The sequence below is a fragment of the Longitalea luteola genome, from assembly GCF_017356035.1.
Lineage (GTDB): Bacteria > Bacteroidota > Bacteroidia > Chitinophagales > Chitinophagaceae > Niastella > Niastella luteola.
The window spans coordinates 101,496-119,350 of sequence record NZ_JAFIQX010000008.1 but is presented as its reverse complement, the minus strand read 5'-3'; the positions used below and the strand labels follow the sequence as shown (position 1 = coordinate 119,350).

At 47.6% G+C, this 17,855-nt stretch carries 9 protein-coding genes; 7 read left to right on the top strand and 2 right to left on the bottom strand.

All coding sequences use genetic code 11. The features are described 5' to 3' along the window. The first annotated feature begins 135 nt into the window (after positions 1 to 135). The 7 genes from JUB15_RS19095 to JUB15_RS19065 all read left to right on the top strand — a co-directional run bounded on the left by JUB15_RS19095 (position 136) and on the right by JUB15_RS19065 (position 14,573). On the top strand, positions 136 to 1,473 hold the full coding sequence (locus JUB15_RS19095; RefSeq protein ID WP_207514151.1) for a four-carbon acid sugar kinase family protein: 1,338 nt from the start codon (positions 136 to 138) through the stop codon (positions 1,471 to 1,473). 30 nt (positions 1,474 to 1,503) lie between these two features. Then, entirely contained in the window at positions 1,504 to 2,166 is a 663-nt protein-coding gene (locus tag JUB15_RS19090; protein ID WP_207514149.1) for an aspartate/glutamate racemase family protein, read from the top strand. Between the two features lie 146 nt (positions 2,167 to 2,312). Then, positions 2,313 to 3,659 carry a bile acid:sodium symporter family protein gene (locus JUB15_RS19085; RefSeq protein WP_207514147.1) on the top strand — a complete coding sequence of 449 codons (1,347 nt, stop codon included), beginning with the start codon at positions 2,313 to 2,315 and terminating at the stop codon, positions 3,657 to 3,659. A 315-nt stretch (positions 3,660 to 3,974) separates the two neighbouring features. Further along, positions 3,975 to 7,121 carry a SusC/RagA family TonB-linked outer membrane protein gene (locus tag JUB15_RS19080; RefSeq protein WP_207514146.1) on the top strand — a complete coding sequence of 1,049 codons (3,147 nt, stop codon included), beginning with the start codon at positions 3,975 to 3,977 and terminating at the stop codon, positions 7,119 to 7,121. Between the two features lie 11 nt (positions 7,122 to 7,132). Further along, on the top strand, positions 7,133 to 8,674 hold the full coding sequence (locus JUB15_RS19075; RefSeq protein WP_207514145.1) for a RagB/SusD family nutrient uptake outer membrane protein: 1,542 nt from the start codon (positions 7,133 to 7,135) through the stop codon (positions 8,672 to 8,674). A gap of 383 nt (positions 8,675 to 9,057) precedes the next feature. Continuing rightward, on the top strand, positions 9,058 to 12,525 hold the full coding sequence (locus JUB15_RS19070; RefSeq protein WP_207514144.1) for a glycosyl hydrolase: 3,468 nt from the start codon (positions 9,058 to 9,060) through the stop codon (positions 12,523 to 12,525). 26 nt (positions 12,526 to 12,551) lie between these two features. Beyond that, entirely contained in the window at positions 12,552 to 14,573 is a 2,022-nt protein-coding gene (locus JUB15_RS19065; protein WP_207514143.1) for an aceric acid hydrolase, read from the top strand. Between the two features lie 137 nt (positions 14,574 to 14,710). Here JUB15_RS19065 and JUB15_RS19060 read toward each other — a convergent pair whose 3' ends face one another. Both JUB15_RS19060 and JUB15_RS19055 read right to left on the bottom strand, forming a co-directional pair. Then, positions 14,711 to 15,406, bottom strand: a complete 696-nt coding sequence (locus JUB15_RS19060; RefSeq protein ID WP_207514142.1) for a hypothetical protein — start codon at positions 15,404 to 15,406, stop codon at positions 14,711 to 14,713. An 8-nt stretch (positions 15,407 to 15,414) separates the two neighbouring features. Then, positions 15,415 to 17,775, bottom strand: a complete 2,361-nt coding sequence (locus JUB15_RS19055; protein ID WP_242696423.1) for a DUF5703 domain-containing protein — start codon at positions 17,773 to 17,775, stop codon at positions 15,415 to 15,417. Between the last annotated feature and the right edge of the window lie 80 nt (positions 17,776 to 17,855).

The following is a 17,855-nucleotide window of genomic DNA, read 5'->3' as shown; positions in this document are numbered from 1 at the left end:
CAGGTTCCAGGTTGCAGGTTTCAGGAGGTATTATTAAGGGTTCGTCTTCTAAAAGATAAAACCCTGTAACCTGTACCTTGTAACCTGAAACACGCCGTTTGTAACGAGTAATTATAATTGACCGATTTACAATAAATGAGTTCAGGCGATAACAACATACTTCTCGCTTTTTACGGTGACGACTTCACCGGTTCCACCGATGCTTTGGAATTTCTCAGCAGGGCAGGGGCAAAGACCGCCTTGTTCATAGAACCACCTGCGGCTGAGCAATTGAAAAAATATCCGGGTTTGAATGCATTTGGCGTAGCCGGTAAAACCCGCGCTATGCCGCCTGCAGACATGGAATTGACCCTGTTGCCTGCATTCGAAAAATTAAAGGAGACAGGCGCCCGCCATGTGCATTATAAAGTTTGTTCCACTTTTGATTCTTCGCCCACGATAGGAAGTATCGGAAAGGCGATTGATTGCGGCAGTGCCGTTTTTAAGAATAGAGCAGTGCCATTGCTGGTAGCTGCGCCGGTATTGGGCCGCTATTGTATGTTTGGCAATTTGTTCGCCCGCATGGGCATCGGCAGCAATGGTAAGATTTACCGGCTCGACCGCCATCCATCGATGAGCCGGCACCCGGTAACGCCTGCCGATGAAAGTGATCTGCGGCTGCATTTGTCAAAGCAAACGAGCAAGCGAACAGGACTGGTCGATATCATCCAGGTATCAGCTTCCATCGACGCCATCAGGAATGAATGGGAGCAGCAGGTGTTACAGGGCTTTGATGTTGTATTGTTCGATGCATTATACCAGGAACAATTGTTACGCATTGGTGAATTGATGGATGAGCAGGCCAATGCAGGTGCCTTGTTCTCTGTCGGCTCTTCAGGCGTTGAAATGGCCCTGGGGCAATACTGGAATGCAGCGAATATATTGCAGCCGGTAACATCCTGGGATCATCCCGGTAAAGCGGAACCTTTGCTGGTGATCGTTGGAAGCTGTTCGCCGATAACGGCCGCCCAGATCAAATATGCAAAAGCAAAAGGATTTGAAGATCTTTTGATCGACGCCGCTGCCATCTGCAACAACGACGATCAATCTATTCATGCATCGGTCGGCAAAGCCGTTGATAGTTTGAATAAGGGCAAACATGTTATTGTACATACCGGCGGCGCAGCACAACAACAAACTGCTAACTTACCCGCAGCTCAGTTAGGTACGGCATTAGGCAATATTGCCCGGGATGCAGCGGCCCGCTCAACCCTGCAACGGATCGTGATCGCCGGTGGTGATACCAGCAGTTATGCAGCGCGGGCGATGGGTATCGAAGCGGTGGAAATGATCGCCCCCCTCGTGCCTGGTGCGCCTTTATGTAGAGCAACAGCGCCGGGTTCGCCGGTAAATGCACTGGAAGTGAATTTCAAGGGTGGACAAGTTGGTGGTGAGGATTATTTTGAAGTATTGATGAAAGGCAGTTTGATTTAATTGAACGTAAAAGACGTAAACAGAATAAACATGCAACAAAAAACATTAGGGCTTATTCACACATCAGCAACGTTGGTGCCTATGTTCCAGCAATTGTGCAGTCAGTATTTACCTCAGGTAAAGGTATTTAACATTGTTGACGACAGTCTTATCAAAAATACGATCGCTTGCGGCGAATTAACACCCACTACTGCACGACGGGTGGTGAACTATGTTGGATCGGCGGAATTGGCAGGCGCCGATTTCATCCTGGTTACCTGTTCTTCCATCGGCGCCGCCGTAGAAGCAGCCGCTGAGTTAACCAATGTGCCGGTGTTACGGGTTGATCAGCCGATGGCAGATCAGGCAGTGCGCACCGGTAAACGCATCGGTGTGATCGCTACCTTGTCAACCACCCTGCAGCCCACCAGTGACCTGGTAAAACGCAGAGCGGCGGCAGCTGGTAAAACCATAGAGTTGGAAGCCGTATTGTGCGAAGGCGCATTTGACGCATTGATGAGCGGTGATGCGGAGAAGCATGATACCATGGTAGCAAAAGCGCTGCGCGAATTATCGGCCAAAACCGATGTGATCGTACTGGCGCAGGCCTCTATGGCCCGGGTAGCTGATAACCTGGCTCCTGAAGATAAAAAAGTGCCTATTCTGGCTAGTCCGGGAATTGCGGTTCAACATATTGCTTCCATATTAAAATAGCTGGCAGGAAGCCTGGCAAAAAGGCGAGTGGTTAATAGCTAGTGGCTAGTAGGGAAATACAGGAGTTAAAAAAAGTGGCGGGTTGCCAATAAAGGTCCTACTAGCCATTTTCCACTAGCCACTAGCTCCTCCAAAAAAATTACCATATGAAAAAGGTATCCCAGATATTTCTAGTGACCGGTATCATTGCATTGATCGTTCTGCTGATCGGTATCATTATGCAGCAGCCGGGTTTGTATAAACCGGCAGCCATAAGCGCTGCTGTATGTATGGCGATCGGTTTGGGAGCCATACCGGCATTAAAGGGATATCAATATACCGCCTGGATCATTGCAGCGGTGGTGGCAGGCATGCTGTATCCTGCTTCCTTCACCAACTGGGGATCGATCGATCTGCGGAACAAATGGTTAATGCTCGTCATTATTCAGTTGGTGATGTTTGGCATGGGTATACAAATGAAGCTGGAAGATTTTACCGCTGTATCTAAAACCGGCAAGGGGGTAGCTATCGGTTTACTGTGTCATTTTTCAGTAATGCCGCTGATGGGTTTTCTGCTTACGCGCATCTTTCACTTTGAACCGGAGATCGCTGCCGGCATCATCCTTATCGGGTCTACTTCGAGCGGACTTGCCTCTAACGTAATGGTGTATCTCGCCCGCGCCAATCTCGTATTGTCGGTAGTGGTTACAGCCATGGCTACGATGGCGGCGCCCTTTTTTACGCCCTTGTTAATGAAACTACTGGCCGGAACATTAGTGGAGGTGAAAGTGATCCACATGATGATGGAGATCATCAAAATTGTTATCGTACCCATTGGCGCCGCCTTGCTGCACGATTTTTTGAAAGGCGCTTCGCCCCGTGGTGTGCGGGTGGTAAGTTTGTTGTTCATCATCGCGGCATGCTGGCTCGCGGCGCTGCCATTAGGCTGGTGGAATTATTTAGCTACTCATATTACTGCTCAATCGCTGCTTCAATCATTGGAAATATTTGGCTTTTTGCTGGGCGCAATTGTTGCAGGTGTATTGTATCATCTGTTGGCGAAAACTTTTACGAAGCTCGATACGATCATGCCATATTGCTCCATGTTCGGTATCATTTATTTTACCACTGTTACCACCGCAGCAGGGCATGAGAATTTATTAAGAACAGGCTGGTTATTATTCATTTGTTCAGTCATTCATAACGCCGCTGGTTTCTTTTTTGGTTATTGGTTGGGCCGTTTGTTCCGGCTCGATAAAAATTCTGCCCGCACCGTGGCATTTGAAGTGGGCCTGCAAAATGCCGGCATGGCTTCCGGTATTGCCGCCAGCATGGGCAAATTAGGCACGCTGGGTTTACCTGCAGCCGTGTTCAGTCCATGGATGAATATCGCCGGTTCCATCCTCGCTAATTATTGGCGCAGGCGGCCTGTTAATGATGACAAAGCAACTATCGAAAATTCAGTGTCGGGCGTAAAACAGGAAGTTGATGGCGTGAAAGAGCTGACGAGTTAATTTTCAGTTATTGAGTTGTTCAGTTGTTAAGTTATTCAGTTATTGAGTTATTGAGTTAATTATTAGGTAATCGGGTAACAGCGTTTTGAAGTTTGAACTTTGCCATTTGCCCATTGCCGATTGGCCATTGCTCATTGCCCAATGTGTAACAGATGGAAAATCTTATTTTTTATAAATAGTAAAAAATTCCATCATTATAGTGAAATGTGTAATTGTTTTCTGTTATTGATAAAGCTAGATTTGGATACACAACTATTCTTCCGGCAACCCCTTTTACGTATCCTAGCCATTTATTAATCTAAACGATTGCAACGTATGAAACTGGTTTTGCTTTCCCTCGGGATAAGCCTGCTAGCTTATTCCCCCGTCTATTCCATTCCCCGCGATCGAACATTTGACCACAACAATGGCCTTTATCAGGCTGTTCCCATTACCGGTACAGTCACTGATGATAAGGATCAACCATTGCCAGGAGTAACAGTCACAGCAAAAGGCACGCAAAGAATTACCCAGACAAATGCTGCAGGTGTTTTTTCGATAGAAATGCCTGCCGGCGTTAAAGTGCTTGTCTTTTCTTATGCTGGTATGGAAACACAGGAAGTGAACATTGATACGTCAACCTCGATCCGGGTTCAATTAAGACCGGCAGAGGCTGCATTGGAAGATGTGGTAGTCATTGGCTATGGTACACAAAAACGCGCGAATGTTACAGGCGCTGTTGCCACCGTGAGCGGCAATACACTTACCGAACGGCCGGCGCCTAATTCCGTTAACCTTTTACAGGGACGCTTACCGGGGTTAACCGTAAATCAAAATACCGCAGAACCGGGAAGAGATGGCAACTCATTACTGATACGTGGCCGCAGTTCTTTCACCGGCAGCAATACACCATTGGTGCTCATCGATGGTGTGCCAGGTTCCCTGAACAATCTTTCTCCTGACGATATTGAGAACGCTACTGTGTTAAAAGATGCCGCCTCCGCTTCTATTTACGGCGCAAGAGCGGCCAATGGCGTAATTCTCATCACCACAAAAAAAGGGAAGAAAGGGGAGACCCTGTTCAATTACCGGGTGAATGTGGCCCGGCATTCTGCTACGCGTTTACCCGATCTAATCACCAATTCAGCTGAATACATGGAGCTGTACAATGCAGCCATTGATGCCGGCAGAACGAATGGTGTTCCGGTTAAATATCCGCAGGCTGAAATTGAAAAATACAGGACGCCATCTGACGAATATCCCAGTTTCAATTATATCGATCACTATGTACGGCCCGCATTGGTGCACAATCACAACCTGTCCGTGTCTGGCGGAAGTGAAAAAAGCACATTCAATATTTCAATGTCATATCTCGATCAGAATGCTTTGCTGCCCGGTTATAATTTTAAGAGGTATAATAGTCTGATCAATTATTCCACGCAGCTCACCAAAGCCATCACAGTTGGTACTATAATCAACGCCACATATAAGAACAGGCAGGATCCGCCATTCACCGGCGAGAACATGATGCTGGCTATTTATGCGGCAGGTCCCTTGTATGGTCCCTTCTTACCTGATGGCAGCGGCCGCATTGTATCACGCGCCTATACGGTGGAAGGCCGCAACCGCAATCCGCAGGAAATGTATGAAATGGGCTGGCAGAATACCAAAGAATATAACCTGAACGGTCAGGCGTTTGTTGACATAAAGATATTGAAGAACCTGGTATGGTCATCCAAGGCAGCCATAAACTATGTGGATGAGTATTATAAAATGTACCAGCATAATTACGACTCATATGTGCTGCAGGAAAGAGCGGCAAATGGTGATTATGCGAGGTTTTCTTTTGGTCCTGATATCCCGGGTGTAACAGATCAGTATTCAAAACTGTTACAACCTACCATTTATTCAACACTTACTTACAATACGCAAATCGGCGATCACAGTATCAAAGCACTGGCTGGTTATGAGCAGGTGTCTCAAAGCAACCAGGGCTTGCGCGGCCGGCGCATCAATACTGTGTCACAGGCATTGACCGACCTCACCGGTTATAACGCCACTAATGAATCATTATATTTCAGCCATCCCCGGCTGCCGGGAAATGTTAATCCACAGGAGTGGGGATTACGATCCTGGTTTGGCCGCGTCAATTATGACTACCAGGGCAAGTATTTCCTCGAAGGCAATTTGCGATATGATGGTACTTCCAAAGTGCATCCTGACTATCGCTGGGGCTTGTTCCCTTCTGTATCGGCAGGCTGGATGATCTCCCGCGAAAATTTCCTGCAGGACAAATTCTACTGGTTAACAGATCTTAAGTTAAGAGGTTCTTATGGCGTATTGGGTAACCAGGATATCGGAACTTATTTGTACCAGAATGTGCTTACGATCAACAATGTGCTGTATCCTTTCGGTAACCAGCCGGCTGTGCAGGGTGCTGTCAATAACACCTTCCGTGATATAAGTCTGCAATGGGAATCTACCCGCGTGTTCGACCTGGGTTTTGACCTGGTCATACAAAAAGGGTTGGTTGGCGTAACGTTCGATTGGTTCAATAAATATACCTACGACATCCTGGCAACGCCCCTGATACCTGCAAGTATCGGGATGAACGCACCCACCATTAACAACGGTAGAATGCGTAACCGCGGTATCGAGTTGGCTTTGACGCATCAAAACAGGATCGGCCAGGTTTCCTATGGCCTCAATGGTATCCTTAGCACAGCAAGGAACGAAGTGCTGGAAGTGCGTATACCCAGTTTTGGAACGACTACCGTACAGGTGGGTGCTCCTTACAATTCCTACTATCTCTATCTCTGGGATGGTATCGTGCAGGAAGGAGAAACGCCATTACCGCACAGTCTCACCAATACCGGACTTAAGCCAGGCGATATAAAAATGAGAGATGTAAACGGCCCCGATGGAAAACCCGACGGGCGGATAACACCGGAAGACCGCGTGATCGTGAAAGGTGCTTATCCTGATTATACATATTCCTTTGGAGGAAATGTTGATTATAAAGGTTTCGGACTAACTTTCTTCTTCCAGGGCGTGCAAGGAGTGAAGAGCCGGGTCATTAACTGGGGCGTCGATCCTTTTATGCAGGGAACACCGCCTACAACAGAATGGCGCAATGCGTGGACGCCGGAAAACAAAAGCCAGTCCATGCCGGCTATTTACATCAAGGACTACCCACACATGAACAATTATAATGGCTCCACGTATTTTCTGCGCGATGCATCTTATTTGCGATTGAAGAACGTAACACTTTCCTATACATTCCCCAGGCCATTGATGTCGAGGTTAAAAGTAAAGGACGTAATGCTGTATGTGTCGGCAGACAACCTGGTTACCTGGACCGATTTCAAGAACGGTGATCCTGAACGGGCTAATTTTTCAACAGCCGAGAACAGTCCTACTACTAACTTCAGTCAGTATCCGCAAACCCGCATATTAAACCTGGGTTTGAATGTTAAATTCTAAATGCTATTGCCATGAACAGAATACAGCTAATATATCAGGTTATAGTAATTGCAATCGTTTTAACAGGTACATCCTGTAGAAAAGAGTTCCTGGATAAGAACCCGCTCAACGCTGTGTCAACAGAGATATTCTGGGCATCAGAAGCAGATGTGCAAAGCGCAGTAGCAGGGGTGTATACCCGCTTGCACGAGAACTTTTTAGGGTATGAACGGGTATACCTCGATGGGTTTACTGATAATGCCTACCTGATCGCCAATCCGTTTCATTCGGGCATTACAACCGTAGCGTTTGGAGGTATCTCGCCAACACTGGGAACAGCGGCTGAAATGTACAGCACGCCCTACCGCGTCATTGCTTCCAGTAACTATTTTCTAGCCAATGTTGATAAAGCGCCTTTGACTGATCAGAAAAGAAATACCTATAGTGCGGAAGTCCGGTTTTTAAGGGCGCTGGCTTATTTCGACCTGGTGCAAACGTTCGGTGATGTAGTCATTTATACAACACCACCTGCCACCCTCGAAGCATCCCAGATAGAGAAAAGCCCGCGGGCAGAAGTATATGCATTGATAGAAGAAGACCTGAATTTTGCGATGAACAACCTTCCCGATGAAAAATACAATGGCCATGCAGTGAAAGGCAGTGCAGCAGGATTACTGGCCCGCGTATTAATCACCCAACAGAAATTCAGTGAAGCGGTGCCTGTTCTGCAACAAATAATGAGCAGCGGCAAATTTGCTTTGTCGAACAATTACGCTGCCTTGTTCAGAACCGCTGGCCAGTCAAATGCTGCCGTGAATACAGAGATCATGTTCAGTACGCAATACCTGGCGCCACAAAGGATCCATCGAAACCTGAATGGGTTGGACCTTGAACTGGGACACTATGCGATCATGCAACCGTATAAAAACCTGGTTGATGAATACGAGGCTGCCGATGGTCTGCCAATCACGGAGTCACCATTGTATAACCCGTCCATGCCATACGCCAACCGCGATCCGCGGCTTGATCTTACCGTTAAACTGCCGGGTGAAAAATGGCTGGCGCCGAACGGTACCGAGTATGTTCCCAGCATCAACAATCCGGCTTCCGGTTTTGCCATGGAGAAATATGTGGACCTGTCGAGAGCGCCTTTTACCACGGCGACGGCCAACGCCACTGACCAGGATTATATTCATTTGCGGTATGCGGATGTGCTGTTGATGTATGCAGAAGCAAAAAATGAAGTGAGTGGTCCTGATCCTACGGTATACAAAGCGATCAATGATGTGCGTGCAAGGCCCGGCATCAATATGCCGCCGGTTAATGAGGCAAGATATAATACTAAAGAAAAGTTAAGAGATTATATCAGGCATGAACGGCGCATCGAATTGGCGCTGGAAGGCCAACGGTACAATGATTTGAAACGATGGAATATCGCCCATGTCATTTTGCCAACATTGAAAGATCCGAATGGGGTTCCGCTGATCTTTGAACCCAGGAATTATTTCTGGCCATTTCCGCAAACGGAAATAGATGCGAATCCGCAGCTCGAACAAAACGACGATTATTTATAGCGATAAAAGAGCCAAGAACCAATACTCAAGAACCAAATAAATCACAAGCACCAAAGGTTGGAATTTGAGATTTATTTGGTTCTTGCGATTTGGGATTTGATTTATTTTTTGGTTCTTGTGATTTGAGATTTGCGATTTATTATTTGGTTCTTGCGATTTGGTATTTGCGATTTATTATTTGGTTCTTGTGATTTGAGATTTGGATTTATTTTTTGGTTCTTGTGATTTGGGATTTGCGATTTATTATTTGGTTCTTGTGATTTGGGATTTGCGATTTATTATTTGGTTCTTGTGATTTGGTATTTGCGATTTATTTTTTGGTTCTTGTGATTTGAGATTTGTGATTTTATGGTTTTATCTTCACGTCCGATATGACAACAAGGATGAGAAAACGTACCATTGTAATTCTATGCAGTTTAGGTGTATTATTCCTGTTCCCGTATGCTAAAAAGTTTCCGGGAACGATTGCGTTCACAAAAAATGCCCCTGTATCAGATACTTCATTAGATGACTTGTTCCGTCATCCGCCTGAATCAGCCAAACCCTGGGTGATCTGGTACTGGATGCAGGCGGCGGCTTCCAAAGAAGGCATTACTGCCGACCTGGAGGCTATGAAAGACGCCGGCATTGGTGGTGCGTATATGATGTTCATCAAAGGCGCCGACAGTGTGCCCCTGGTTAACCCGCCGGCGCAGCAATTGACGCCTCATTGGTGGAACCTGGTGTTGTTTGCGATGCAGGAGGCCAAACGGCTGAATCTGCAGCTGGGTATGCACGTCAGTGATGGGTTTGCATTGGCCGGCGGCCCCTGGATAAAACCCGAAATGTCGATGCAGCGGGTCGTGAGCACAACAACTTATGTAAGCGGTAAAAAGAAATTCAATGATATTTTACCTCAGCCGGAAACGCGGGTGAATTATTACCGGGATATAGCTGTGTTTGCATATCCTACCATGATCAAAAAAAGCATTGCCGATACAGCTATGGTGCCGGTGGTTACGAGCAGTGTAGCCGGTGTATCGCCGCAATTCCTTACAGAGAAAAATAACCGCCAGAGTTTTAGAAGCGACAGTGCCTGCTGGATCCAGTATGCCTACGATAAGCCGTTTACCTGCCGCTCGATAATTATCCGTCCCAGTGGTACGAACTATCCGTCGCGCCAGTTACAGATCCTGGTAAGCAATGATGGCAAACAGTTCAAACAACTTGAGCGCATGCAGGCGCCGCGCAGTGGCTGGCAGGATACCGATGCAGATATTACCTATTCCATAAAGCCCACCACCGCCCGTTATTTCCGGTTTGTATATGACAGAACAGGATTGGAGCCCGGATCGGAAGACCTGGACGCTGCCAAATGGAAACCGGTGTTGAAGGTGAATGGCATTATTTTATCCGGCGAGCCGGTGATCCATCAATATGAAGGAAAGAACGGTTCTGTGTGGCGGGTAAGCGAACGCACTACTGCTGCAATGGTCCCTGATTCCTTATGTGTGCCATTAAATCGTATTATAAACATCACCGATAAAATGACACCCGATGGCCGCCTTAGCTGGGATGTGCCCGAAGGCAACTGGACCATAATGCGCATTGGTCATACGTCTACCGGCCAAACCAATTCAACCGGTGGTGGTGGTAAGGGGCTGGAGTGTGATAAATTCAATCCCGAAGCAGTGACCCTGCAGTTCAACAGCTGGTTTGGTGAAGCCATTCGCCGGGCCGGTCCCGATATAACTAAAGAAGTGTTAAAAATGCTGCACCTGGATAGCTGGGAATGCGGCAGCCAGAACTGGTCGCCGGTTTTCAGGCAGGAGTTTAATAAACGTCGGGGTTACGATTGTTTACCTTACCTTATTGCCATGAGCGGGGTGCCGGTGCAGAGCGCCGATGTATCCGAACGGTTCCTATATGATGTCAGACAGACAATTATGGAGCTGGTAAAGGATAATTTCTATGTGACCCTCAAAAAGCTGTCGGCTGAGAAAGGTTGTATAATGACCGGGGAAACCATTGCGCCTACCATGACAAGTGATGGCCTGCTGCATTACCAGGTGGTGGATATTCCCATGGGCGAGTTCTGGGTGCGCAGCCCAACTCATGATAAACCGAACGATATGTTCGATGCTATTTCAGGCGCCCATATCTATGGTAAACAAATTATTGGGGCGGAAGCTTTTACCGAATTACGTACGGCCTGGGATGAACATCCCGGGATGTTAAAAGTGCTGAAGGATCGCAATTTCGCATTAGGCGTCAATCGCATGGCGTACCATGTGTTCATGCACAATCCCTGGGTAGATCGTGCACCAGGTATGACGCTGAATGGGATCGGATTGTATTTTCAGCGGAATCAAACCTGGTGGAAGCCCGGTAAAGCATGGGTGGAATACGCACATCGTTGCCAGGCTTTGCTGCAATTGGGTAAACCGGTGGTAGACATAGCCGTTTTCACCGGCGAAGAAATTCCGCGCCGTTCTATCCTGCCCGACCGGCTGGTGAAAACCCTGCCCGGCATTTTCGGCGATTCAATTGTTCAGGCAGAGAAGAAGCGATTGGCAAACCTGGGTAATCCCTTGCGAACGATGCCGGAAGGGGTAACGCATACGGCCAATATGGCGGACCCGGAAGACTGGATCGATCCTTTACAGGGTTATGCTTACGATTGCTTCAACCCCGATGTGTTGATGAAGGCAACTGTGCGCAATGGAAGGGTAGAATTTCCAGGCGGCGCCAGTTACAAAATACTGGTATTACCGCAACCACATCCCATGTCGCCGGTGAATAAACGCATGACGCCCGCAGTGGCCAAAAAAATTGCAGAATTAGTGCAGGCCGGTGCAACCATTATTGTCAACGACGCGCCTGAGAGATCGTACAGCCTCACACAATCGGCCGCAGCCGATAAACAGGTGAAAACGATCGCGGGTGCTGTCTGGAAAAAAGCGCCTGCCGGAAAATTGATGAAATGGAATGTTGGGAAAGGGACGGTGGTGCAGGGGCCCTATAAAGAAAGTTCTTTTGAGCCGCTTGGACTTGCAAAAGATATGGCGGCGATGGATGAAGCAGGCAAGCCGGTGCGCGACATAGCCTGGACGCACAGGGCAGATAACGGTTTTGATATTTACTTCATCAGCAATCAGCGGAACGAAGCGCGGGGGATGATTGCATCATTCCGGGTTACAGGCCGGGTACCGGAGATCTGGGACCCCGTTTCAGGTGATGAGATGCCTGCTGACATGTATACCATCAAAAACGGTTGTACGCAATTGCCGCTGGTGCTGCCGGCCAACGGGTCGCTTTTTGTGGTTTTTCGTAAAGCAACTACAAGAACAAACTTTGCCAATATGCAGGCCGGCCTGGCTGTTACTCGGCAGCAAATTCAAAATGCCTGGACGGTCACATTCGATAGCACGAAAGGCGGACCAGCGAAACCGGTGGTGTTTGAGCAGTTGAAAGACTGGTCAAAAGAGAACGATGCGGCGATCAGGTATTACTCCGGTACAGCAGTGTATGCCACGACGGTAGACTATAATAAACCAATTGCTGCCGGCACGCGCGTGTGGTTGGAAACCGGAAATATAGCGAACCTCGGCGAAGTATATGTTAATGGTAAGGCTTGTGGCGTTATGTGGACACCTCCTTACCGCGTTGATATTACAAAAGCCCTGCGCCCTGGTAAAAATGACTTGCAGATAGCCGTTACCAATACCTGGTTCAACCGGCTCAAAGGAGATCTGTCTTTGCCGGAGCACAAAAAAATTACCAAAACGAATGCCCCTTTCTGGGCAAAGGATAAACCGCTGTTGCCGGCGGGTTTACTGGGGCCGGCAATGATCGTAACAGAACAACCGTAATGAATTTTAAAAATTTTGTAAAAGCTATGTATAGACGTATTCATCTTTTTTTCTTCCTGTTGGTAGTAGGTGATTGTGTGTATAGTCAGGACAACAGCCTGGTGAATACCAGCAAAAGTACCCACGCTAAACTGCAACCGGTAAACATGAATGCCGTTGTATGGACAAGCGGATTCTGGGGAGAACGTATGCAGGTATGTAAGGATTCCATGGTGCCTAATTTGTGGCGGACCTATACCGATGCCAAGGTCAGCCATGCCTATAAAAATTTCGAGATTGCGGCCGGAAAGGATACCGGTTCCCATTCAGGCCCTCCGTTTCATGATGGTGATTTTTACAAACTGCTTGAAGGCGTGGCTAAACTCTATGCCGTAACAAAAGACAGGAAACTGGAGACCATGATGGATACAGCCATTGCAACCATTGCTGCCTGTCAGCGGGAAGATGGCTACATTCATACGCCGGTAATCATTGAAGAGCGTAAAAAAACAAAAAAAGAAACCGCCTTTGCCGACAGGTTGAATTTTGAGACCTACAATCTCGGGCACCTGATGACGGCCGGCTGTGTGCATTACCGGGTTACCGGTAAAAAAACATTGCTGAACGTAGCTATTAAAGCTGCCGATTACCTGGATGCTTTTTACAAACGTTCTTCACCGGAACTGGCGCGTAATGCTATTTGTCCCTCACATTACATGGGTGTGGTAGAACTCTATCGTACAACGAAAGATCCCAGGTACCTGCAACTGGCGATCAATCTCATTAATATCCGCGGATTGGTGCAGGACGGCACCGACGATAACCAGGACCGCATTCCTTTCCGTCAGCAGAAAGAGGCCATGGGCCATGCCGTTAGAGCCAACTACCTGTATGCCGGTGTAGCCGACGTATATGCTGAAACCGGTGATGATTCTTTAATGGATTGCCTGCACAGCATCTGGGATGATGTGGTATACCGTAAAATGTATGTGACCGGTGGTTGCGGCGCCCTGTATGATGGCGTTTCTCCGTATGGTACTTCTTATAAACCTCCTTTCATTCAGAAAACACACCAGGCTTATGGCCGCGCTTATCAATTACCGAACATGACCGCGCACAATGAGACCTGCGCCAACATCGGCAACCTGTTATGGAACTGGCGCATGTTGTTGTTGTCTGGTGATGCCAAATATGCCGATATTGTAGAGCTGGAATTGTATAATGCTGTCTTATCGGGCATCAGCCTCGATGGTAATAATTTCTTTTATACGAATCCGCTCAGTGCTTCCGGTGATTTTCCTTACACATTACGTTGGTCTGGTGGACGGATCCCCTATATCAGTCTGTCGAACTGTTGTCCGCCCAATACGGTTCGCACCATGACGCAGGTGAGCGATTATGCATACACTACTTCAGATAAAGGTGTATGGGTGCATATGTATGGCGGCAACAAATTGTCAACCGAGCTGAAGAAAGGCGGTGCAGTTGAAATGTCGCAACAAAGCAATTATCCCTGGGATGGAGCTATTAAGTTCACAGTGAACAAAGCGCCGGACAATCCTTTCTCTTTGTTCCTTCGCATTCCTGGCTGGTGTAAAAAAGCCGAACTGAAAGTAAATGGCAAACCAGTGGCCCTGAAAGCAAAAGCGGCGGAATATGAAGAGATCAACCGGAGCTGGAAAGCTGGCGATGTGGTTGAGCTGAACCTTAGCATGCCGGTGACATTGATCGAAAGCAACCCGCTGGTTGAAGAGACCAGGAATCAAATGGCGGTAAAGCGCGGACCGATCGTGTATTGCCTGGAATCAACCGATCTTCCTAAAGGCACGAATGTATTTGATATTGCCATACCTGTTAAGAACGATCTGAAACCGGTAATGACAACGATCAGCAAGAGCAGGATCGCCACACTGCAGGGAACTGGTCTGCTGCAGCCTAAAACCGACTGGTCGAAAGCATTGTATAAAGAAGTAAGGACTACTGAAACACCCGTTAAAATAACCATGATCCCTTACTATGCATGGGGCAATCGTGGTAAGTCGGATATGACGGTGTGGATCCGGAAGTAATAATTTAGAGATTTTGGAATTTAGAGATTTTGAGATTTGTCGGAAAGCAAAAACCTGATGAAATCGCAAAATCTCTAAATCCCAAAAATCAGAAATAAAGGACCCTACCGCTGACCCTGCTTCATTTAACCATGATCTTACAGATCATTATCAAAGTTTAGATTCCCTTTCAGGAACTCATTTCGTTCGAGTATCTCCCCATCAAAGACATTGATCACGGTCACATGCTGGCTGTCGCCCGACGTGTTATCAGCTTCCATGATCTGCCATACAATGGTCTTATAGGTTTGATTGTAGTAGATGTAAATGTCGCCCGCTTTGGTGATGGGCGCTTCTTTATCGGTAGCTGCGATCGATAAAGCTTTAGTGCAGGGAATGATCTTTTTCTTCTGGTTAAAAATGCCTTCAAACTGTCCTTTCTTTAATAACCCGCCATTTTGTTTGATCTCCAGTTTGAACACAAAAGGAATACTCCCTTTGAATTGCATTTCGTAAAAAACAGCATATACAAAGTTCACCGGCTTTTCATTGTCGTCGGTAATGACAACAGGGGTGAAGAGCTTTTCATTGATGGCCGAATCGAGATATTTTACGCTTTTTACGCGCAATGATGCAAAGAAAGAAGCGGATGTTTCCTTGATGATCTCGCTTTGGATACGTGCCTTTACAGAATCGGGGATCAGGTTATAATCCATCGATTTAAAATCCTGCACAGGCAGTTCGGCCGGCGCCATGGCCAGCTTGTCGAGGTATTTGATGTTATCGCAGGGCGATTGCGCCTGCGACAGGTTCATGGTCAGCGTTAGTATCGAAGCGGTCAGAAATGTTTTCATAGTGCTGTTTATGGTTTCAGCAGAACAACCACATCGTTCTTTCGTTCCGCGGGGGTAACGATAAGCGATTGCAGTTTCCCGTTTACAAGCGATGCTTCTACTGTTGTGTTATAGGGCGCATGCAGTTTAAAGTGTACATCCTGGTTGTTGGGCCAGGCAGGAAAGAGCAGGATCTTTTTACCATTGGTTTGCAACAGCATTTCCTGCAGGCCGATCATACCGCTGCCGCCCCAGTTATGGTCGGGCGTCCAATCGTATCCCGGGCCCCAGAAAGCCGGAAAGCGGCGGCCGCTGTTCTTTAATTTCCGGGTGGTCAGTTGCAGCGCTTCGTCGGTTAAACCCAGGCGTGCGGCAAAAATATTATCCTGTTTCCAGCCTACATGACTTCTGAATTTAATGGCATCGGTATCGTGTTTGAATGTGTTCACGGCGGTATCGAGTCCCGGTTTGCCAACGCCATATATTCCCCAGGGGAAAACGGGGTACAGTTGCGGGCACTCTGTATTGTTGATCCTTTCCCATAACCTGGCTGGCGCAATCGTCGTATAATTGCCAAATTGCCGGAAACTGATCGGTGGAATGCGTGACAGCATCAATTGCCATTGCCTGCGGGCAGAATCGGTAAGGTAGGAGGCAGGCAGCTCCAGTAACTTCGTTAAAACAGTACGCAGGCCGGCAACAGTGCTGCTGGGGTTATACGCCATTTTATACGTTTCTGCCGCCGATCCGGGGAACAGGATCAGGTCGCCGTTGCCGTCGAGTGTTTTCCTTCCCCGTTTGCCGGCCAGGTATTGATAATGCTCATCGAAGAAGCGCAGACAGCTTTCAATAAATGGGATGTATTCGCTGATATTATTGCCATTGTAGCGTTCCGTTTCCAGCATCATTAAGCAAAATTCCAACACCGTATCCCATTCGTATTCCAGCCAGGCATTGTATTCAAGTCCTTTGTCATAATCGGCCGGCCGTTTCCAGCCATATTCTGCGGAATTGGGCAAGCCAAAATTCTCGAGCTGTTCGGCAAAGCAGGCGCCTTTATGATGCCAGTACACTTCGCTGCGCAATTCAGCGTTCCGCAGCAGGCGCAGGTAAAAATCCAGCTGGGGTTTCATCAGGTCATAATCACCACTTTTAAGCATGGGAAAATACACCAGGCGCTGGTTCTGGGCAGTATGAATGCCACCGCCCCAGTTGCGGAAATCAGGTGTTAACCGTAAGCTGGTATCAGTCGCTGAAGGGTCATAGGTGAACAGGCCTCCATTGAATTTGGTGGGATAGCTGCCAAATGCATTACAACCCAGCATATACCGGAACAGCTGGTAATTGCGGCCGGTTTGCCATAGGGCAGAACTGGTGTCAGCTTGATTGGGTTGCACATAAATAAAGCTGCGTTGCCAGTATTGTTTCCACCAGTTGCGGGCCTGTTGCCACGCAGCAGCACTTTGTTTACCGGCGCTGGCTATTACTTGCTGTAAACTGGTACGCCATCCCTCCAAAGAGGGAGTTTGAGCAGCAAACAGGAAAACAGTGATCTGGTGGTTGCGGGCTGCTTTTTTGCTTTCGAGTTTCCAGCCCGTGAAATCGGTATCCATATACGTTCCGGTATAGGTGCCGGCCGGCTGCAGGTTTGTCCCCTGCAGGCTGCCGCCAAAAGTGAGGTTGGCTATCGGATTATACAACTGATCTTTTACAGCATCCAGTCCCTGTTGTTTTACAGTAACGTCAAAAATATTCGGCACATCCGGGCGGTTGCGATGGTAAAACAGTACGGTATTACCGTCAAAAGCGATATTATCTTTATTAGTAATTACTGGCGCCGGCGGCGCCCATTTGTAGGAGTTGGCATTATTGGCCTTGCCGGTACTTTTACGGTCGGTATAGCGCCAGCTTTCATAGGCGACGTCGGCTTTTACGGCCGTATTACCGGAAACATCTACATGGATCACGGGCCGGAAAACATCTACCCATACTTTGATGGTCGTCTGCTGTTTATTATGCCGTGCGTCAATCTGTATATAACCTTCCGCTAATTTTAATTCCTGTTTAAAGTATTCACCGTCAAATACATTGGGTGTTAGTTTGACACGTATTCTGCCTTGTTTTAACAGCGCATTGTTTTCGTCGAAGCAACCGCTTTTAGCCATATACAGCAGCAGGTCTCCTTTTTCAACCCATACATTTAACCCGATATCGCCGCCGCCACAGGGCATGGACTCGCCGGCATGCTTACTTTGTGAATTCCACGTAATGTTGTAAGTTGGCAATACAGCTTGTGCGGGCAAAACCAGCGGCAGCAGCTGGGCAATGAAAAGACCTGTAATAAAAAAGATGTTCTTTTTGTTCATGGGCGTAGACGATTCTGAATACATTCCGGGGCTGGAATATTAATAGATAACATATATCCCGGAACTGAGAATCAGCGAATGTAAGTATCTTGCCGTAAATTCTT